Source organism: Serratia sp. M24T3 (genome assembly GCF_000257645.1).
In the GTDB taxonomy this organism is placed as follows: Bacteria; Pseudomonadota; Gammaproteobacteria; order Enterobacterales; family Enterobacteriaceae; genus Rouxiella.
This window is the reverse complement of sequence record NZ_AJHJ01000015.1, coordinates 47,339-66,200: the sequence shown is the minus strand read 5'-3', so window position 1 is coordinate 66,200 and position 18,862 is coordinate 47,339. Positions and strand designations below refer to the sequence as shown.

At 55.4% G+C, this 18,862-nt stretch carries 15 protein-coding genes; all 15 read right to left on the bottom strand.

Annotation, left to right across the window (positions count from 1 at the left end; all coding sequences use genetic code 11):
* Nucleotides 1-41 precede the first annotated feature (41 nt).
* Complete coding sequence (gene tssG, locus SPM24T3_RS13335; RefSeq protein ID WP_009637294.1) at nt 42-1,085, bottom strand: type VI secretion system baseplate subunit TssG; 1,044 nt, start codon at nt 1,083-1,085, stop codon at nt 42-44.
* The gene (gene tssF / locus SPM24T3_RS13330) at nt 1,082-2,956 is read right to left on the bottom strand and encodes a type VI secretion system baseplate subunit TssF (protein WP_009637293.1); all 1,875 of its coding nucleotides are present in this window, start codon (nt 2,954-2,956) and stop codon (nt 1,082-1,084) included. Before tssF ends, tssG begins: the two co-directional genes overlap by 4 nt.
* Nucleotides 2,957-2,958: 2 nt before the next feature.
* On the bottom strand, nt 2,959-3,531 hold the full coding sequence (gene tssE / locus SPM24T3_RS13325) for a type VI secretion system baseplate subunit TssE (RefSeq protein ID WP_009637292.1): 573 nt from the start codon (nt 3,529-3,531) through the stop codon (nt 2,959-2,961).
* A 49-nt stretch (nt 3,532-3,580) separates the two neighbouring features.
* Nucleotides 3,581-4,420 (bottom strand): type VI secretion system accessory protein TagJ, encoded by an 840-nt coding sequence (locus SPM24T3_RS13320; RefSeq protein WP_009637291.1) that lies wholly within the window; start codon nt 4,418-4,420, stop codon nt 3,581-3,583.
* 23 nt (nt 4,421-4,443) lie between these two features.
* A complete protein-coding gene (locus SPM24T3_RS13315) occupies nt 4,444-5,391 on the bottom strand; it encodes a hypothetical protein (RefSeq protein WP_009637290.1) in 948 nt (315 codons plus the stop codon).
* Nucleotides 5,392-5,414: 23 nt separating this feature from the next.
* The gene (locus SPM24T3_RS13310) at nt 5,415-6,194 is read right to left on the bottom strand and encodes a PP2C family serine/threonine-protein phosphatase (protein WP_009637289.1); all 780 of its coding nucleotides are present in this window, start codon (nt 6,192-6,194) and stop codon (nt 5,415-5,417) included.
* A complete protein-coding gene (gene tagH, locus SPM24T3_RS13305; RefSeq protein WP_009637288.1) occupies nt 6,194-8,023 on the bottom strand; it encodes a type VI secretion system-associated FHA domain protein TagH in 1,830 nt (609 codons plus the stop codon). The genes SPM24T3_RS13310 and tagH overlap by 1 nt, the downstream gene beginning before the upstream one ends.
* Before the next feature lie 87 nt (nt 8,024-8,110).
* Entirely contained in the window at nt 8,111-8,593 is a 483-nt protein-coding gene (locus SPM24T3_RS13300) for a type VI secretion system tube protein Hcp (RefSeq protein ID WP_009637287.1), read from the bottom strand.
* 75 nt (nt 8,594-8,668) lie between these two features.
* Nucleotides 8,669-10,171, bottom strand: coding sequence for a type VI secretion system contractile sheath large subunit (tssC, locus tag SPM24T3_RS13295; protein WP_009637286.1), 1,503 nt, complete (start codon nt 10,169-10,171; stop codon nt 8,669-8,671).
* Nucleotides 10,164-10,724, bottom strand: a complete 561-nt coding sequence (tssB, locus tag SPM24T3_RS13290) for a type VI secretion system contractile sheath small subunit (RefSeq protein ID WP_009637285.1) — start codon at nt 10,722-10,724, stop codon at nt 10,164-10,166. Before tssB ends, tssC begins: the two co-directional genes overlap by 8 nt.
* Before the next feature lie 55 nt (nt 10,725-10,779).
* Nucleotides 10,780-11,814: a type VI secretion system protein TssA gene (gene tssA, locus SPM24T3_RS13285; protein ID WP_009637284.1), complete on the bottom strand. Its 1,035-nt coding sequence runs from the start codon at nt 11,812-11,814 to the stop codon at nt 10,780-10,782.
* 32 nt (nt 11,815-11,846) lie between these two features.
* Nucleotides 11,847-12,569 carry a type VI secretion system-associated protein TagF gene (gene tagF / locus SPM24T3_RS13280; protein WP_009637283.1) on the bottom strand — a complete coding sequence of 241 codons (723 nt, stop codon included), beginning with the start codon at nt 12,567-12,569 and terminating at the stop codon, nt 11,847-11,849.
* 20 nt (nt 12,570-12,589) lie between these two features.
* Nucleotides 12,590-16,210 carry a type VI secretion system membrane subunit TssM gene (gene tssM / locus SPM24T3_RS13275; RefSeq protein ID WP_009637282.1) on the bottom strand — a complete coding sequence of 1,207 codons (3,621 nt, stop codon included), beginning with the start codon at nt 16,208-16,210 and terminating at the stop codon, nt 12,590-12,592.
* 14 nt (nt 16,211-16,224) lie between these two features.
* The gene (locus tag SPM24T3_RS13270; RefSeq protein WP_009637281.1) at nt 16,225-17,454 is read right to left on the bottom strand and encodes a DotU family type VI secretion system protein; all 1,230 of its coding nucleotides are present in this window, start codon (nt 17,452-17,454) and stop codon (nt 16,225-16,227) included.
* 55 nt (nt 17,455-17,509) lie between these two features.
* Nucleotides 17,510-18,853, bottom strand: a complete 1,344-nt coding sequence (tssK, locus tag SPM24T3_RS13265; RefSeq protein ID WP_009637280.1) for a type VI secretion system baseplate subunit TssK — start codon at nt 18,851-18,853, stop codon at nt 17,510-17,512.
* Nucleotides 18,854-18,862: the final 9 nt, after the last annotated feature.

Below are 18,862 nucleotides of genomic sequence, written 5' to 3'. Positions count from 1 at the left end.
AAAATTAACAACTCCATTTCTTCCCTGTCACCGGAGAAGCGCTATAAATCCAGACTAAACACCAGCTCGCCGCGATCTGCAGGGGCGGGCTGGTGCCCCAGCCAGCTGCTGTAACCCAACCGCTGCTGGCCACCAATACAGACGCCCGACACCTCTTCCTTGCGCAATACCAGCTTTAACTCCCAGGCAAATTCGATGCCCAGATACTGACGCACCCAATCGCGAAGCTGGGTTGCAAACGGCTGATCGGGAAGAAAACGCTGATACTCTTCAAGACGGAGCGGGCCGAGCTCGATGCGAAACTTGTGCTGAATATCGCGCACCGCGATGCCTAAAAACATACTCTGGCCCAGGCGCGGCATGGAACGACCGGCACGCAGCCGGGCCTGTTCTTTGCTGCCGACGTGCATCCACTGCGGCACGTTGGGCACCACCCTGACCTTGATGTTGAAGTAAAAAGCCAGCACCTTTTCCAGACCTTCCGGCGTGCGACGCTGGCGGGTTAAGTGTCCGGCCAACGCAAAGGGTGCATGTTCACTGATGCTGTCGCGGTTCTGCTGAGCGGGTAAACCGCGACCGGTCAGGCTGGCCAGATAATGATTGAAGCGGCGGTTGTCTTCGCGATCCAGAGAAACCGTAGGTTGCGCATCGGCCCAGGCGCGATAAAACAGCAGCGTCAGGCGGTGATGAAAAATATCCAGAAACTGCGTCATGCTGCTGTCGGCGTAGTGACTGACCCGTTGCTGTGCGTATTCGGTCATGTGTAGCGGCAGCGGGCCGTTAGGGCCGAACAGACCAAAGCTGTAAATCGAAATATCGTGCAGCGATGAGTCTGCACGCATTTTGACGCTGGCAACGGTTGACGGCGCAAAGGCCAGCGACGGCAGTTGCCCGATGCGCACCGGCTCATAGTGTGGATGAGGGGCCTGCCCCAGTAGATAGCGCTGGCCGCCCTGAGCATCGAGCCGTCGCAGCAGTTGAAACAGATCGTAGTGATAAGGCGAAGCCATCAGTTTTTGCCAGAAATCCTCCGACAAACGGCCCAGCACGCGCCATTGTGCGGGCGCGGCGAGAGTCTCACTCATATCAGCGTCCTCAGGCCCATGCGCGGCGGCCAATAGCCTATCTCACCGTTTTGCAGGCTGGTCAGCGTCATTTCGGTAAACGAGTTGATTGACACCATGCGCGAGAACAGCTTTTCCAGCACACTGCCGAGCAGCCACGGGCTCATTCCGGAAAATGACTGCTCGTCGACTTCGAGATTAATCGCAATCCCGCGAGCAAACACGATGGGTCCCGGCTCCGGTACTCGGCGATACACCGACTCCAGCCGACAGTGACGAATACCTTCAATCTGCTTGCCGACAGCCGGTTCGGCCAGATTGGCATACAGGCCGAGCTGTTGACGCAGCGCCGCAGCGCCCTGTGCTGCATCGACATCCATCAGACTGAGATAATCCAGCTGGAGTTGGCTAATCAGTTTCCAGGAGATAGCACCTTCGGCCAATGCCGGGCGCGGCGCGGTCGGGCCTTTACGCATCACGACTTTGCGCACGGGTGCCGAGGTCGGCAGGGTAAAATCATCCTGCCCCTGCTGCATCAAAATCAGCGGCAGGTCACGGTTGGTACACAGCACGTCGGCCTGGAGATATTTCAGTTCCGGCGACCACGGTGACTGCTGTTCATCAATTAACGAGATAAACACTTCTGAGCCGATATAACCGGTACGCGTGCCGTAGTTGCGGGCATTTTCCGACAGCGTGCGCTGTTCGCGGCGGGTGGAAAAATAGGCACCGTAGTTTTGCTCATCCTCACTGAAAGTGTTCCAGAACGGGCGGAAGATCTGCTCTTTTTCCATCCCTTTACCGCTGCCGTAAAGCTTTTGTACCGAGTAAACCTCGTAGTCCAACGGGCTGGCGTTGTCGACAACCAGATGATATTCGTTGGTCATTTCGCTGATGTTGATGCGCTCGGCAACGCGAGGGAAAAGGTTAATCGCCGGAGTGCAAAACATGGATAAATGTGTGTTATCAACCACACGCTCCAGCTCGCTGTGTGTCTTGTCGAGCAGGATGAGAATATCGAACTGGCGTTTATCGCGACTTTCTACGATCAGCGGTTTCATCCCTTCGATGCTGAAAAACATAAAACGAGTCGGGAAGGCGAAATATTCCTGCAACAGGCGATACCCGCTGAAATTGCGTAAATCTTCCGGCAACAGCGCCTGCTCGGCGTCAAACCCTTCCTGACGCAGCGCGTTATCGGGCAATAAACGATAGCTGCCGTCGGGAGACGAAGTCTGGCAAACCACGCCGACACTGTGCTGCATCAGTAATTCCAGCAGACCTAACGCCGGACCATCCGCCGCGCTGAGATGAAAGGTCAGCTTGTCGAAGGCCATGCGATTCAACGGCACGTCGCCCTCGCTTTCGACGCGGATACGCAAGGCACTCACCGCGCCGCGACTCTGTAACTCTGACGAGGGCAGCGGAATATCGGCCGGAATACCGCCCAGCTCCACCTGGCTGATTTTCAGCGGCAGCAGCGTGACATCGTGCGCCGTCTGATATTTACAGGTAATGCCGCGGCGTTTCATGCTCTGGTTTTCAATCATCGTGCCACGAGGAATGAGAAATCCGCTGTTAATGTTGCCTTTGGTTTTATCTGGCTGAAGTTCAATGATCGCCATCGAAGGCGTGGGGGCCAGATAATTGGGGTAAATCATTTCCAGCAGGCGCTGGGAAAAGCGTGGAAACTCGGCGTCCATTTTCAGCTGTACGCGCGAGGTCAGGAAGGCAAATCCCTCCATTAATCTTTCTACATAGGGGTCGGCAACTTCAATACCGTGCATGCCCAGCCTGCCAGCCACTTTAGGATTGCGTTCGGCAAACTCGGCACCCATTTCGCGCAGATAGGAAAGCTCGCGATTGTAATACTCAAGCAGTTTGCGATTCATGATTAGCCGAGATCCTTAAGTTCAAAGTGCCCGATTTCTAAATCAATGTCGGTGCGAAACAGGAATTCCAGCGGCCAGGGAACGCACCACAGATTGCCCTTGATTTCGATCGAGAGAATATTGTGTGTATCCAGCGATTTTGGGTCGGTAATACATTTCACCTGCAAGTCGCGGGCGATAATTCTTGGCTCAAAATTGATAATTGCCTGCGTCAAACGGCGCTGCACGTCGTTCCATTCGATATCCGACATCCGTTTACCGGCCAGCGGAGATACGCCAAAGTTGAGCACCGATGAACGAACCTCGGCAAAGGCGGTGAGATCGTGTTGCTCTTCGTTATTCACACAGTTGAACAGCCACTGTAAGTCGCGCAACACCTGTCGGCGCAGCTCGCTGTGGGTAATAACGTTTTTTGCCGGGTTGAACTCACGCTTTTCCGGCTCGTCGTCGGTCAATCGGTCAAGCAGGCCGGGCTGCACTTTGTCACGGCTGGTCATGCGCGGATTATTTTCACGCGCCTGATAGCCCGTGCGGAAAAGGTCTTCACCTTCCGGCATCAAAGAAGTGGGCTTCATAAGTGGGCTCCGGCTGAAGGGGAAGGGCTGATTAAGGTAAAATCAGAAATTATTCAGGTTCGCTGAATTGCAATAAGTCGATTTCCAGTAGCGAAAATTCCCGATCGTCGTCTAGCCAAACGCGTTGGCCGTGGCCGATAAACAGGTCCTGAGCGGCGTCAGGTTGTGACCATTCGGTTTTTTGTGCCAGCATCAGTGCTTCTTCGCTTTGAGTGTTCAGGGCATCATAAAAGGCGAACGGATAGCGGACCGGCAACTGGCACACCTGTTCATTGCCGTTACGCAGTTGGACCAGACAGTGCCGCCATACTAAATCAGTGACGCTGGCCGGCGGCTGAAACTGAATTCGTTCAATAGCGCTAAATGAAATCCAGTGATAAACACCGTTTACAATCGTTTCGCATACCGGACCGAGGCGATCGTCCCCGTCGGTCAGCCAGGCAAAATCCAGCGTAGCGGCTTCACTTTCTCCGGGGCGCGGCTGACGACGCAGCTGGCCGGGATTTAGCGGCGCGGCCTCTAATGCCTGGTAACGACTCTCATCGGCGTCCAGATTGTTGTTGAGCAGGGCTTCCACCATCAGCTTTAGCCAGGGTGCGTCATCACTTAATAGTCTTGGCGACGCCTCGCGGTTAAATACCTGCTGACGCTGCAGTTCGCCTTCAACCGCCTGACTCAATAATGTCACCGTCGGCAGCGCCATGGGTGCCAGCACTTTCCAGGCTTTGAGCTGTGCCAGTGCGCCGCGCCAGTCACCGCGTAAACACAATAATTGCACCAGCGATGCCCGCAGATCAGCATCTGCCGGACGAACGCCAATGTCACTGCGTAGCGCTTCGATAGCCTGCGCCAGTGTGCCGTTGCGCAGCATGTCGGAAAGGAGTGTCATACAGAGCCTCACTGTGTGGTTGGCTATTTGTTGTCGGTTTTGGCCAGCGTATCGGCGGCAGGATTGCGCCATTCAGGATGCAGTTTCTCGATGAAAACCGCATTTAGCGGGATGTTGCTGCCGGTCAGGCCCCACTGTTGGCTAAGATTTTTTAACTGCGCGGGCTGTTTACTGCCCGGCTGGCCCTCAATCGCCATTTTTCCTTTAAAACGCCAGGCGCGTGCATTGCTGTCATAGGGCAAGATTAGCCAGCTGTCTTTCACTGAGGCGTTAGCCAGAATCAGTCGCTGGTTGTTGGCGCTGAGCACGCTGAGTGCGGTTTTTTCTGCATTTTCTGGCAGGCCCAGCAGCGGATAGCCGCTAAGATAATTTAGCGCTTCGCCGTTGCCTGGCTGGTTCTCGGCGCTACCGTTCAACCATCCCTGCGGGTCGCAATGCAGACCGCTTTGCCCGCTGGGAAAGAACAACGCGCTCGACTGAGGGCCCCAAAAGGTTCTGAAATGGCAGGCGTCGGGCGTTTCGAATTTACTGATCTGTGCGGTGTCGGCCGCCTCGGGCGAGGGCAGAGACGTTGCGGGTGACGGCGTTGTTGCGGTGGCGGTCTGCTGCGCGCTCTCGCTTTGTTCGGCGGTGACTTTCCAGCCGTTTTTGTTTACTGCCGTGCCTTTTTGCTGTAGCTGCCCTTTACTGTCTACCGCCTGCCAGTTAAGAGTGGTCAACTGGCTACACTCTTTATGCATTAACGCACCCACGGCGGGAAGGAATTCTGCCAGTGAATCGGCATTGAATTTCTTTTGTGCGACGATACGCAAAGGCAAGGTCGGCGCACACCAGCTGCTGGCACGAGCACTTTTTACGTCATCGAGATACGCCGCCTGTTTGCTGCCAGGTGACCAGGCAATACGGTAATCCTGTGCCTGAGCCAGTGCCGGCAGAGTGAGCAGGCACAAAGGCCAAATCCATGCTTTCATAAGGTCTCTCACCTGTTAATCGGCTACTTGTTGGGAGCCAGCAAAATTCTTTGCGCGTCGCCGAGCGAATGCAGCAGGGTGGTGTCCTGCGGATTACCGACCCAAATCGCGATGGCAGAAAAGTTATCTTTTTTCTCCGAGCGTTTGAGGATTTCCAGCATCAGCACCAGCCATTCATTGGGGGAATTGACCATGCGCAACGTTTGTTCCATATCGTCAGTACTTAACTCGTGCCAAAAGCCGTCGGTACAGAGTAAAAACACGTCACCGTCTTCCAGTGGCAATACGTCGCTGTAGCTGGCCTCGCGCTGTTCGTGCATCCCCAATGCGAAGTAGAGCAGATTACTGTTAACGCCCTGGGTCTGATAACCCGCATCTTTCATCTGCTGTACCAGGCTGTGATCGCGAGTGGTCTGCATCAAATAGCCGCGGCGAAAAGCGTAGAGTCGGCTGTCCCCGGCGTGCGCCCAGTAGGCCAGTTTGTAATCACGATCGACAAACAGGCTGACCAAGGTGGTGCCCATATTTTTCAGTTCGCTACTTTGTTTCTGCCCGGTCAGGATTGCCTGATTGGCACGATTGATATGCTGCGCAATGTGCTGGGCATCGAGATGGTTTTCGCCGTTGAAATTCTCGAGCAGAGTGTTGCTGGCGATTTGCGCGGCGACTTCTCCGCCCGGAATGCCAGCAATGCCGTCACACACCACAAAACAGGCTGAGCGATTGCCCACTATCTGCCCGATGCTGTCCTGATTGCTGGCGCGAATTCCCTGATTAGACGTCGTTGCAAAAGTAATATTCATTATTTTCCCTGTTTGGTTTGCAGGTCTTTGTATTGTTCAACTTCAACGTCATAGGCATGCAGAAAAGCCTCGCCAAACAGGGTATGGAAATCATCCTCAATTTCTCCCGACGTCTTTTGATAGTTCTTGATGAAATAGTCCCAGAGTGCAGCCTTGCGCTTGGTGGAGAGCGCCATTCGCGGCAGCTGTCCGGCCTCCCGCGCCTGAGTTTCCAGCAGTTCTGGATTGAAAGATTGCAACATGGCAGCAATGATGGCGCGAATGCCGGCGATCATCCCGAGCTGGTGGGCCTGCAAATCGATTAGCGCGTCACGCACCGCCTGTTCTGGCTGCATAAAACCCGGCATCTGAGTACCAAACATCTGCATCAGTACCGTTTTCCCGGAAGGCAGCAGTTTGAACGGGTTGTTGGCTTCATCGAGGATCATCGTCATCTCCGCTTTGACCCCGCGTTTCAGCATTGAGCGCGAAGACAGCAGCGCGACGGTGCCTTGCGAAAACAGGCTGACAACCTGACCCAGCAGGCGCATCTTCTCTGCATCGAAATCCGGCTGATTTTGCATATCGCTCAGGCCGATGCCTTCCAGCAGGCCTTGCAACAGGTTGCCGTCAAGGTGCGGGCTGTTATCACTTTGCCGCGCCGGTTGGCGCTGGTAGGAAACCGGATCGATACCCATGCGGCCCGCTGAAAGCGAAGGTTGCGGAGCAAGTTTTTCTTCCGGCTCAAACGTTGGGTTAACGGGAGCTTCTGACGAGGGTTGTTCGGCAGTAAAAGGAGCTGAATGAGGCTCGTAGGCCTGCTGTGGCTCAGGAGAGCGTTGACGACTTGCCTGCTCTGCCTGTCGCGCAAGATGAGCCTGAATTTCAGGGCGCATCTCTGATGGCAATGGCGGCTGAGGATCGGGGCGTGTCAAAGCTTCTGTCGGCAGCGGCTGTGAGTGCTGAACAGAGGGCTGTTTGGGCGGTTCGGCCTGCGGCTCAATACTCTGAAAATGCTCCGGCGGCGTTAGAGGCTGGCCGCTATCGACCATCAGGCCGAACAGGTCATTGCCATCGGACGAGGTTGCTGCACCGCCAAACAGTGCCAGCGGATCCAGTTCCTGCTGCGCCGAGTCGGGCCTTTTTAACGATGATTCCTGTGCCAAAAGCGCGCTCGGCGTCGGATTCTTAAGAATGTGTTCCTGCTCAAACGGGCTGTCGGCTGTGAATAAGCGCGTCGGGTCAGTCTCGCGTTTATTGAGCTGGTGCAGCTCGGCAGGGTTTTCGATTTGCAGGATAGGATCAACAGGATTCAATTCCTGGGTCTGCAACTCGGTCAGCGGATTATTTTTAGCTTTTTGCACATCGGCAGCGGCCTGAGCCTGGGTTTGCGCACGGTTATCAGTGGAAAATTCATCGGCAAGGCTGTCCCATATTTCACCGGGAATCGCGGCTGCCGGGCTGAGCCGAGAGCTGGCTGGCACGGCTTTCAACGATTTTGACATCAGCGCCGCGTCCGTTTTTGGTGCGCTTTGAGCCAGGGATGACACTTCAATCAGATAGTCACCGATACCCAGCCGATCGCCATCCTGCAATTCAACCTGACGACCGCGCTCCAGTGGAATGCCATTGAACTCAACGTTGATCACATTGCCGCGATTGGTCAGGCGGCATTCGCCCTCGGCAGAAATATGGACCAGCGCCTGCAACCGTGAAATTGCGCGGTTTTCATCTGGCAAGGTGAAATTATTATCCTCACTGCGGCCAATAGTGCCACCCGGCGGGGCGAAGTCGCAGCTGGTCTGGGGGGGCTGAACGCCATTTTTACTTTTTACGAGGGTAAATCGCATAGTCGCAACCTGAATGAGTTCACCTGAGGCGGAACTATCCCCTCCAAAAAGAGGGGATTTGTTAAGTTTTTACAAAAAGATAGGCGATTAAGAACCGGTGTTCTGTTTGATATCCCAAGTGAATTCGGTAGAAGCACCCTGACCACCGGTATCCAGCTGCACCCAGTATTCGCTCTTGACCGACGCGGCCTGGAATGAATAGTTGATGCCGACGGTGTCATCAGTGTGGGCACCGATATATTGCACTGCGGTCACCAAAACCTGAGTCAGAACGATTTGGGTGTACTCAACCTGAGTCCCACCGGCCTTGCAAACAGACAATGTAATGGTTGGGATGTGCTCACCGTTGGCACAGTATTTCATCAGGCTCGGCGTCGCTTTGTCGATCAGCGCATTCACGTGCAGATCGTTAAAATACACTTTACCGGCACCGCCACCGCCACCGACGTTCATGTTGTTTGGCTGATTGGCGCCCCAGGAGAAAGATAAAATGTCCGACCATCCGGTGTGGTTGGAATCTTTTGATTCGCCAGTGATACCGCTAACCTGCAGGAACATTGAAATAGCCATAGTTGAAAAACTCCATTAGTCATTGTGTAAACGAAGGGGTAGTGAAAACCGACAAGAGATAAAAGCGAGTGACCGCTAAGCCTGCTTTTGTTTAAGCGAAGGCAGTTTGGATACCAGGCGCAGAGACACCGTTAACCCTTCCAGCTGGTAGTGCGGGCGCAGGAAGAACTTGGCCGAGTAATAACCGGGATTGTCCTCAATTTCTTCGACCTGGATTTGTGCGTCAGCCAGTGGCTTACGCGATTTGGTTTGTTGGGAAGAGTTGGCCGGGTCGCCATCCACATAGTGAACGATCCACTCGTTCAGCCAGCGTTCCATGTCTTGGCGCTCGCGGAACGAACCAATCTTGTCGCGCACAATGCATTTCAGATAATGGGCAAAGCGGCAGCAGGCAAACAGGTACGGCAGGCGCGCTGCCAGTTGAGCGTTGGCGCTGGCGTCAGCGTCGTAATACTCTTCCGGTTTTTGCAGCGACTGCGCACCGATAAACGCGGCAAAGTCAGAGTTTTTACGGTGAATCAGAGGGATAAAGCCGTTTTTCGCCAGCTCGGCTTCACGACGGTCGCTGATGGCAATTTCCGTCGGACATTTCATATCCACGCCGCCGTCGTCGCTCGGGAACACATGGCACGGCAGGTTTTCAACCGAACCGCCGGACTCGACACCGCGAATCGACGTACACCAGCCGAACTCTTTAAATGAACGGTTGATGTTTGCGCCCATGGCGTAGGCGGCGTTGGCCCAGGTGTAGTTCTTGTGGGTTGCGCCTTCGGTATCTTCTTCAAAATCAAAGCTGTCTACTGGATTGGTGCGAATACCGTAGGGCAAACGTGACAGGAAGCGCGGCATCACCAGGCCCAGATAACGGGTATCTTCACTTTCGCGCAGCGTGCGCCAGGCAGCGTACTCAGTATTCTGGAAGATCTTGGTCAGGTCACGCGGGTTAGCCAGCTCTTGCCAGCTTTCCATCTGCAGCGCGCTCGGCGAGGCACCCGAGATGAACGGGCAGTGCGCGGCGGCGCTTATCTTGGCAATCTCGCCCAGCGTTTCGACATCCTGCGGGCTGTGGTCGAAATAGTAGTCGCCAATCAGGCAGCCAAACGGTTCGCCACCAAACTGTCCGTACTCTTCTTCATAGATTTTTTTAAACAGCGGACCCTGATCCCAGCCGATACCCTTATGGCGTTTCAGATTGCGCGCCAGCTCTTTCTTGCTGATATTCATCACGCGGATTTTCAGCATTTCGTCGGTTTCAGTGTTGTTGACCAGATAATGCAGACCGCGCCACGCGCCTTCCAGCTTCTGGAAAGATTCGTGATGCATGATCTGGTTAACCTGCTGCGACAGCTTCTGGTCTATTTCTGCGATCAGCGCCTGAATGGTGCGGTAGGCGTCGGTCGACAGCGGCACGGTATTTTCCAGCGCCTGCTCGGCCAGGGTTTTCACCGCGCTTTCGATAGCATCGCGGGCAGAATCGGTTTTTGGCTTGAATTCTTTATTGAGCAGCGCCGAGAATTCATCCTGGGTAAAGCTTTGCTGTGAAGCCTGTTCAAGAGGAGTCGTTGAGGAATTACTCATGATTAGTCTCCGTGCTGCTGTCTTCTGCCACTTTGTCGGCCGGTTTCGCGGCGTTAGTCAGCGATTTGAGCAGGGTAGGGTTTTTAAGGATTTCAGAGATCAGCTCTTCAGCGCCGTTTTTGCCATCCATATAGGAAAGCAGGTTGGAAAGCTGGGTGCGGGCGTCGAGCAGTTTGTCCAGCGGCTCGACGCGACGGACGATAGCGTCAGGTGAAAAATCGTCCATGCTGTTGAACGTCAGGTCTACGCCCAGCATGCCCTTACCGGTCAATGTGTTATCGACGTGATAGGCAATGTGCGGCTGTAAGGCCTTCATGCGCTCGTCAAAGTTATCGATGTCAATCTCGAGGAACTTGCGCTCGTCGATAGGCATTTGGTCCTGCTGCGACTGGCCCACCAAATCCGCCATTACGCCCATGACAAAGGGGATCTGGATTTTTTTCTCGGAGCCATAAATTTCGACGTCATATTCGATCTGCACGCGCGGTGCACGATTACGGGCAATGAATTTCTGCCCGCTGCGGGCTTTTTTTATGCCTGGGAAGTTTGCCATCTGGTTTCTCCATCAAGTAAATGCACTGCGGTTAAATAAGAGTCGGCGCGAAGGCCTAGCTGTCGTTACGTCCCAGCACGCCTTTCAGCTGATTGACAGCATCGGGTGCCAGTTCGCGGATAATCTCCAGAAAATCGAGCTGAATCAGCCGCTCGACGCGCTCCAGCATCATCGGTGCCGGATGGCTGGGTTCGTATTGACGAAAATATTGCTTCACTTTTTCCAGCATCAGCTGGGCGTCTTCTTTAGAGGTGAGCTGTGCCTGCCGCCAGTCGGTCACCGGCGGTGCGGCGGTTGTGGTCGCTGTGGTCACGGTATTTTCTCCTGCTATCGCTTCGGCGGCGGCAAGTTGCTCGTCTTGTGCCTGCAGCCGTGCCTGTTGCTGCTGGTGATAACCCTGCAACAGCGCAGAGAGAGTACGAAACAGGCCACTGAGATCCGGCATTCCGCTTTCGCCCAGATGACCGGTCACCCACTGGTGCAGCTGGCGCAGGCTGGCGTCGATACTGACCAGTGTCTGCACGGATGGGTTTTCGCCGTCTGCCAACTCCTGTTGCAGGCGCGACAGGCCGCCGGGATAACCCGCACAATCATTTTTACTGCCGTCTATTAATGCAGCGGCATCTCGAAAAGAGATGTCACCGCTCGGGCTTTTCAGCAATTTGGCCTGCCGCAGCGCCGCCATTAATGAAGACTGCTCGCCTAGGCTGGCCAGGGTATTAATGCGCAGCAGCGGGTCCGGCTCGCCGTCGAAATTAAGTTCGGGATAAAGCTGCTCCCAGTATTTCTCGGTGATCGCGGTTAATAAACTTAGCCCAGCTTCAAAACCTTCCAGCCCGTTGAGATGAGTCCAGGCTTCGGTGAGTGGTAAAATGACCCGTAAATCTTTGGAGCGAGTCATCAGCGCCTGGCCCTGTTTTTCAACCTGACGCCAGTCCGGGGCTTCGGCGGGGATAATGGTTTTGCCAAACTGTTGTTCGGCTTTGCCCTCGCAGGCGCGTTCGAAACTCATAAACTCGGCGTCATATTCGAGATTTTCCCCGCAGGGATGTTCGGCACTGATGGGTGCCAGCAGCGGTTCGATATTCATCCACGTTCCTGTCTTGCAATAAATTAAGCGCCTCATTCAAACATCGGCGGATAGAGACCATTGCGCCCGGTGTGTCGGGCATTGGCCGACTGAAACAGCAGTGAGAACAGACGTGTAGTAAAGTTTCCGCTGTGGACGTGTGTAAACAGCGGGCTGCCATCGCTCTGGTTGGTCCACCAGAAGCTGGTGTACTGCGACGGGTTAAAATACTCCTCGACCTGCGGCCAGTTCAGCGTGCCGGGAATGTCGCGATAGCCAATAACGTCGAAAATGTCCGAAAGCCCACCGGTATCCGGTTTCGGCAGCGCGGGCATGGTTAGCAGAGACTGATCGAGCTGGTCGGCGGTGCAGCGCTGATTCACCGCCTCGTTAAGCGTCATGCCCAGTTGGCGATACCACGGACCGGCAATGCGCAACTGTAGCGGATGCCATTCTTCCAGAGTCAGCAAGCTCATCGCGCAGATGGGATACTGACGCCCGACGCGGTCCTGTGCCGGTAACATGCATCCCATCTGAATGTGTTGACCGCTCAGCGCGGCGGGGATAATAAAATTCCATACCGGCGCCATGGCGAACTGCGTCACCGGTACGCCGGTTGCGGGCTGCTGCTTTTGCCAGGCAATCCCCGACTGAAACCAGTGAGACCAACTGTTAATCAGCCCGTCCGGCAAGCGACGACGCAAAAAATCGCCATTGCCGGGAAGTTTTCCGTACCAGCCGGGCGCAGGTCTGTCGGGCGTAGAAGGTTGCGTCATCTTGTTTTTCCTTTCACGGCTTATGGGCAGCTAAAACCCGGCAGCTGGAGGGGATTACGAATGCTGTTGGCGGTATATTGCAATTCCACCTGATGGCCACTGATGCTGAAGCGGGCGATATGGCTGAGACTGGTGCTTCCGGGCGACAGTCTGGCCTTGTCGAACAGGCGATTCAGCGCCCACGGCCCCGAGGTGGACAGCGTATCGGTGGTGCCGTCGGTTAATCCCAGCTGCATCCTCACTTGCCCGGTTTGCCCCGGTCCCGGCCAGCTCACCACCTGCGGCGTTTGCGGCCCGTGGCTGTAACGCAGCAATTGCCCGTCAACGTCGAGGGTCAGGTTGAGAATGTTGTTGTCCATGCTGACCGGCGTAATGGTGATGCGGTAAGACGGGGTAGTTGAACCGGTAGCAAAAAAAGCATCGCGAATAGTCTGTGCCTGCTGGAAAGGCCGCAGCATTGATTCGCTGCCCGGCAGGCTTTTACCGTCGACGCCCGGTGCAAAGCGCCAGTTGGCTCGCGTGGTGTCGACCTTGTTCGCCAGATTCTCACGGAAGAAGGTGTCCATCAGGCCCGTTCCCGGCGCAAACATGCGCGCCAGATCGTCCGGGGTGATATCCACCGAGGAGCTGTGAACCAACGGATAACGACCGGCAATCGCCTGGCGACAGAAACTGCCGACCTCAACGCTGCTGCGCTTTTGCACATTGGCCATGTCGCGGCGCTGCGTGTCACTGCTGGCACCCACGGCCAATGACAGTAACATCGAGCGGAACGGCTCCGGCTCGCGACCGGCATCGGCCTGCATCCGCGAAATGACATCGCCTGAAGGGGCCTGAATGCCGGTGTTGGAGGCGTCCTGTACCGCCGTCAGATAGCTGTAGAGGTCATCGATATCTTTCAGCTGTTCATCAAACGGAATCGTTTTGTTCTTGGCATCGGTAAACTGCGCCTGCTCGATAATCGGTGCAAAATGTGCCATCACTTGCTGTTCAGGATCTTCAAGGTTGCCGTCCTGTGCCGCTTTGCGGGCGCGGAACAGGGCTTGTAAAGTCTGGGTCGCCGTGTTGGTAAACATGGCGCTGCCTTTCTCTATCATCCCCTGAGTACTTTTCTTCTCGGCTCGCTCCAGCGTGACGTAACGGCTGACATTAATCATCAGATTACGCATTGGTGAAGTTCGGCCCGATAACATGCGCGCGGTGTTGATGCGCTGACCAAGATCGCCAATATGATTAAGCTGCACGTCGTTGAGCAGGGCGTCCCAATGGGCGATAAAATCTTCCATGTACATCTGCCGCACGGTGTTTTCCATATCTTTTTGCGGGACAGAATCACCCTGACGATTAAGCACCCAGACATCGTCGGTGCGAATGCTGGCGGTCACGCTGTCGATATTCTTGTTGAAAAAATCCCAATAGCCTTTCGGAGTAAACAGGCCCGGAATGCCGTTGGTGATCGGCTGACCGCTCTTGCGTGAAAAGGCGAGCTCCGTCTGCGGGCCGCCGAGATCGACCAGCGTTACCGTGCCGGGCACCGTGGCGACCAACAGGCGTTTCAGTCGACCATAAACCCGCTGTGCTACCGGCGCGCGGTTAATCACGGCCTGTTCGCGGGCGATCAGCGCGTCGTCACGTTCGTAGGGCGAGGTGTTGATCTGGTCATCCAGCAGATTGCCGAGATGATCATCAATCTGCTTTAACTGACTTTGAGTCACGCCTGCGGGCAGTTGGCGCTGCAGGTTGAGCATGATCCAGGTTCTGAGCAGCTTGCCGTCGTACTGCTTTGGCATATACAACATCTGATAGGCCTTGAGTGCCTCATAGCTGTAATCGACGTCACTGCCGTCATCACTGCGCAACCAGCTGGTTACCTGCTGGGCAACAATCGGCAGTAATAGCTGTTTCAAGGCTTTTTCATACAGCGACTGCGAGGCGTCAATCACCTGATCGCCGCGATACAGCCCCGCCTGCCAGGAGAACGGCGGTGAATTAACATCAATTTTTGGCGTTTGTGGCAGTTGTTCAAGATTGCCAAGCAGCGGCTGCAAGGTATAAATATCGCTCTGACTCAGCGGCGGCAGCGCCGCGCTTTGCTTCTCGAGCGTTGGCACCTTGGCTTGCACATCGGCCAGATACTGTTTGTTATGTGAATAACTGATTAGCCACCAGGCCATGCCGATCAGCAGCAGAAATGTCATTACCCCGTAACCAATCCAGTTAAACAGCCGGTTGCGGACTTCCCACCAGGGATTACTGCCCGCCAGACCCGATTCCTGAAAAATGACTTTTTGCAGCAGGCCCTGCAGGAAAAAACTCTGCCCGCGCGCCGCCGGAATAGGATTGGCAGCATCCAGACTTTGCCAGTCATTGCCTCGGGTATCGCTGGCCAGCGGCGGCAAGTTCAGTGCGCGATTAAGCTGACCCATGACCCGGTCAAACGGCAGACCTTCTTGTGTCCCGCTGGTGAAATACACGCCGCGCGGTCGCAAAGGGCGCTCAAAACCAGAGGCGGCAAACAGCACGCCGAGATACTGTTTCAGCACCGGTTGCAGCGACAGGAATTCCTGCGGGAACAGATAACTTTCTGCGCGCTTCTGGCTGTCGTGCTCAACGATCATGATGTCTGGCAGGCCGTCGTTCAGGCGCTGATGGAGGCGAGAAAACTGATAGTCGAACTCCTGCGGCAGGTTTAATTCACTTTCACGCCACGGCCAGGTAAAGCCCCAGATCTGATCACGCTGCTGTTTGTTGAACTCGGAGAAGTAGGCGGTAAAACCTTTCATCAGGTCACTTTTGGTGACCATCACGTAGACCGGAAACTGAATCCCCAGGCGATCGTGCAGCTCCATCAAACGCTGGCGCAGCGCGGTGGCCTGCGCATGCAGCACCTGCTCGGATTCACTGAGCAGGTCGGCAACGCTGATAGTCACCATCACGCCGTTAATCGGCTGGCGAGCGCGATACTTTTTCAGCAGCGACATAAAGCTGCGCCATTCGCCGGCATCCTGCTCGTGCTGACTTTCCTGCGTGGTATAGCGCCCGGCGGTGTCAATCAGGATCGCCTCGTCGGTAAACCACCAGTCACAGTTGCGCGTGCCGCCCACGCCTCGCAGCGCCGCTTTGCCAAACTTTTCTGCCAGCGGAAAATGCAGGCCGGAGTTGACCAGCGCGGTAGTTTTCCCGGCTCCGGGCGCGCCAATAATGATGTACCACGGCAGTTGATACAGATACTGACGGCTGAAATACTGCATCCAGGCGGGCCATTTACGCGATTTAGGATTCACGAAACGCGCTTTTTTCAACAGTTGAGTCGCTTCGTTAAAACGCTCGGTCAGCAGGCGCTGCTCAGGGTTATCTTCTACCGGCGCAGCCTCTTCCTGCGGGCGATTATCGGCTTCCAGTCTTCTGACCAGACGACGGTTTTGCCATGAGCGCCAGACGCGAGGTACCAGTCGGAAGCACAGCCAAAGCAGGTAAAGCACCAGCACGGTGGCAAAGCGGTTGAACTCGGACTCAAGGGGGCGATAGTCGCCAATCGATACCAGCGGACCGATGGTCCAGACCATGACGCAAATCGCAGTAATGCCGACGAAGCCCCACAATAGTCTGCTGGTGATCATGGCCAATAATGTTCTTAACATTGCTGATTATTTCCTTATCGCAAACTATTCAGTTCGGTCTGAGTCTGTTTTGGCGCCACCATCAGCGTGATTTCTACCCGACGGTTGCGGGCACGATTGTCAGCCGTAGTGTTGGGAGCCAGCGGATCGTTTTCACCACGCCCCTCGGCGCGAATACGTTCCGGCTGCTTGAGATGCTCGGCGAGCAGTTCCTGCACAGACTTGGCGCGGGCCAGTGACAGCTCATAGTTGGAGCTGAAATGCGCGCTGCGAATAGGCACGTTGTCGGTATAACCGGTGATAAGAATCTGGCCGCTGACATTATCCATGGCCTGAGCGATGCGGCTGATTACCGGTAGGTAGCGCTCGCGGGCGTTGGTTGAGGCGCTATCAAAAAGCCCGTCGCCGCGCAGCACGACCACGCTTCGATCAGATTCATCACGCACCGTCACCAGCCCCTGTGCTATCTCGTGGCTGAGGAAACGGCGCAGATCCAGCGGCGGCTCCAGCGGTTTGGCCGGATGCGGAATATCAATCTGCGGCAGATTGGTTTGATAAATCGCCGACAGCACCGGGCTGGTAAATTGCCCTAGGCGGAAGTTAAGTCCGATATAAAAAAGACAGCCAATCAGCGCCATCAGGGCCGCCCACGCCCACACGGGAATCAGCGGTCGCCAGAGTTTTTGCTGGACAGGCTCGTCGATGGGCTGCGGCGAAAGCGGAGGCGCATAACCGCCGCGCACAGTGCGGATCACCTGTAATAAACGCTGCTTCATGGTTTCGAGCTGTGAGCGACCATTTTCCAGAATGCGATAACGACCTTCGAAGCCCAGCAGCAGACAGACATTAATCAGTTCGAGCAGAAAAATATGCTCTTGCGGATTTTGCGACAGCTTGGCCAGGAGTTGGAAAAACTTCTCGCCGCCCCAGGTTTCATTGTGAAAAGTCACCAGTAAACCGCTGCGCGGCCAGACATTGCGGCTGCCCCACGGCGTCAGCGAGGCGGCTTCATCCAGCGCGGTGCACAGGCAATAGCGCGCGCCGATGATCACCTCATACGGCAGTCGCGCCTGCTGGCAGCGGACCTCAAAACGGCGGACTTCGTCAATCAACTGCGCGCGCAGGCCATCGGGATTATCGTGAGTGGCCGAATGACGGATGTGGGGAATGGCGTTGAGCAAGGGGTTAGCAACGGTCACCAACGGGTTGATTCCGCTGTTTGGCGTCGCACTTTCCGTGGCCGATGAAGCGCTATTGGGTTGCATGTAAAGTGGTTGCATAGAAAGTGGCTGAGTCATAAAGGTATAGAGGTCCTATTGATCAGTCGCGCAGATTGCGCAAAGCCCAAAGCTGCATGTCCAGTCCGGGAAACTCCCCCGCCAAATGCAGGGCAAAGGCTTCAGACTTCTCCATCTGACGCCACAGATCACCACTCTTTTCCAGTTCAAAATAGACATAGCCAGCATGCCAGGGTATCTGACGCGGTGCGGCAGGCATGGCGCGCAGGCCGATACCCGGCAGCTGCAGCTGCACCAGATCGCGGATGCGGGTTACCGGCGCAATTTTCATTTGCGCGGCAAAGTGGGTCATCAGCATCTCGCTCGGCACGTCGGCTTTCACCGCCAGCACAAAGCCCAGTTCGCGAATCATTTTGACGTCGGAAACAGTGGCGACGAACAGCCCGTGCGAACGTTCGGTCAAGGTCAGCTGTAGCGCGTTTTCCTCCATTACCAGCGACAGTCCCTGACGCAGATGCAGCATCAGCTTGCCGAAAGTCCATGCCAGATTGTCGTGGTCATAAACAGGCAAAGTAGCGCCCGGCGTGCGCGTCGCTGACCAGGTTGAAAGCTCGGTAGCAAACTGCAACCATTCACTGAACAGCCGCTCAGGATGCAGCTGTGGTAACTGACGGCTGTGGGAAATCTGCCCGATGTGGCGATTAATCAGCGCCAGCAGCATAAAGTCGATCATCTCTGAGTTGCCGCCACGACCTGCCTGCTGCAACCGTTGACTCATTTGTTCACTGCGCTGATTGAGTACGCCGTGCATATCGTTGATGAATGAAGTTATCTGCGCATCGTTCTGCGCGTTAAGCACCGGCGGAATAAACTGCGGGTCGAGCTTGAGGCTGCGATCGGTGCTGCGTCCAGTGATGCGCGCCACGCTAATAGCCGTCCATTCAGCATTAAGACTGCTTTCCAGCATCAGGCTGAAACGCAGCTTGCCGAACTGCATGGCGGCAGTGCCGACGGCAGAAGCGTTGAGGTCATCGACCTCATTTTCAAAAGTCACCAGCCGTGCCAGTGAATCGCTGGATTCGGAGAAGATCACTTCATTGCGCCCGCTGCGGCATTCCGGCAGTGCGAGCACGACTTTGACGTCGCTCTGGTTTTCCGGCAGTGCCAGCGGGGCGGGGGCGTTATCGGCTCCGGTAATATTGAACGGCGTGCCGTCGGGCATAATTCCGCTGGCCGAGGCGATGGCCAGTTTTCCCTGACGCAGCAGTGAGGCGTCAAGCTCGAGTGACATAAATCCCCAATAGTAGGGCGTCTGAATTTTTCCCCAGCTGCGGCTGTAGGCTTCAAGCCAACGTTCTGATTGCTGAAAATGGTGAGGGCGTAAAAACATCCCCTCGGTCCATATCACCTTATCTGCTGTATTCATTCGACCTTC

What these genes read in the sequence shown, in the direction of transcription:
- tssG (WP_009637294.1), bottom strand. Translation starts at nt 1,085, where the DNA reads ATGAGTGAGACTCTCGCCGCGCCCGCACAATGGCGCGTGCTGGGCCGT.
- tssF (WP_009637293.1), bottom strand. Translation starts at nt 2,956, where the DNA reads ATGAATCGCAAACTGCTTGAGTATTACAATCGCGAGCTTTCCTATCTG.
- tssE (WP_009637292.1), bottom strand. Translation starts at nt 3,531, where the DNA reads ATGAAGCCCACTTCTTTGATGCCGGAAGGTGAAGACCTTTTCCGCACG.
- SPM24T3_RS13320 (WP_009637291.1), bottom strand. Translation starts at nt 4,420, where the DNA reads ATGACACTCCTTTCCGACATGCTGCGCAACGGCACACTGGCGCAGGCT.
- SPM24T3_RS13315 (WP_009637290.1), bottom strand. Translation starts at nt 5,391, where the DNA reads ATGAAAGCATGGATTTGGCCTTTGTGCCTGCTCACTCTGCCGGCACTG.
- SPM24T3_RS13310 (WP_009637289.1), bottom strand. Translation starts at nt 6,194, where the DNA reads ATGAATATTACTTTTGCAACGACGTCTAATCAGGGAATTCGCGCCAGC.
- tagH (WP_009637288.1), bottom strand. Translation starts at nt 8,023, where the DNA reads ATGCGATTTACCCTCGTAAAAAGTAAAAATGGCGTTCAGCCCCCCCAG.
- SPM24T3_RS13300 (WP_009637287.1), bottom strand. Translation starts at nt 8,593, where the DNA reads ATGGCTATTTCAATGTTCCTGCAGGTTAGCGGTATCACTGGCGAATCA.
- tssC (WP_009637286.1), bottom strand. Translation starts at nt 10,171, where the DNA reads ATGAGTAATTCCTCAACGACTCCTCTTGAACAGGCTTCACAGCAAAGC.
- tssB (WP_009637285.1), bottom strand. Translation starts at nt 10,724, where the DNA reads ATGGCAAACTTCCCAGGCATAAAAAAAGCCCGCAGCGGGCAGAAATTC.
- tssA (WP_009637284.1), bottom strand. Translation starts at nt 11,814, where the DNA reads ATGAATATCGAACCGCTGCTGGCACCCATCAGTGCCGAACATCCCTGC.
- tagF (WP_009637283.1), bottom strand. Translation starts at nt 12,569, where the DNA reads ATGACGCAACCTTCTACGCCCGACAGACCTGCGCCCGGCTGGTACGGA.
- tssM (WP_009637282.1), bottom strand. Translation starts at nt 16,210, where the DNA reads ATGTTAAGAACATTATTGGCCATGATCACCAGCAGACTATTGTGGGGC.
- SPM24T3_RS13270 (WP_009637281.1), bottom strand. Translation starts at nt 17,454, where the DNA reads ATGCAACCCAATAGCGCTTCATCGGCCACGGAAAGTGCGACGCCAAAC.
- tssK (WP_009637280.1), bottom strand. Translation starts at nt 18,853, where the DNA reads ATGAATACAGCAGATAAGGTGATATGGACCGAGGGGATGTTTTTACGC.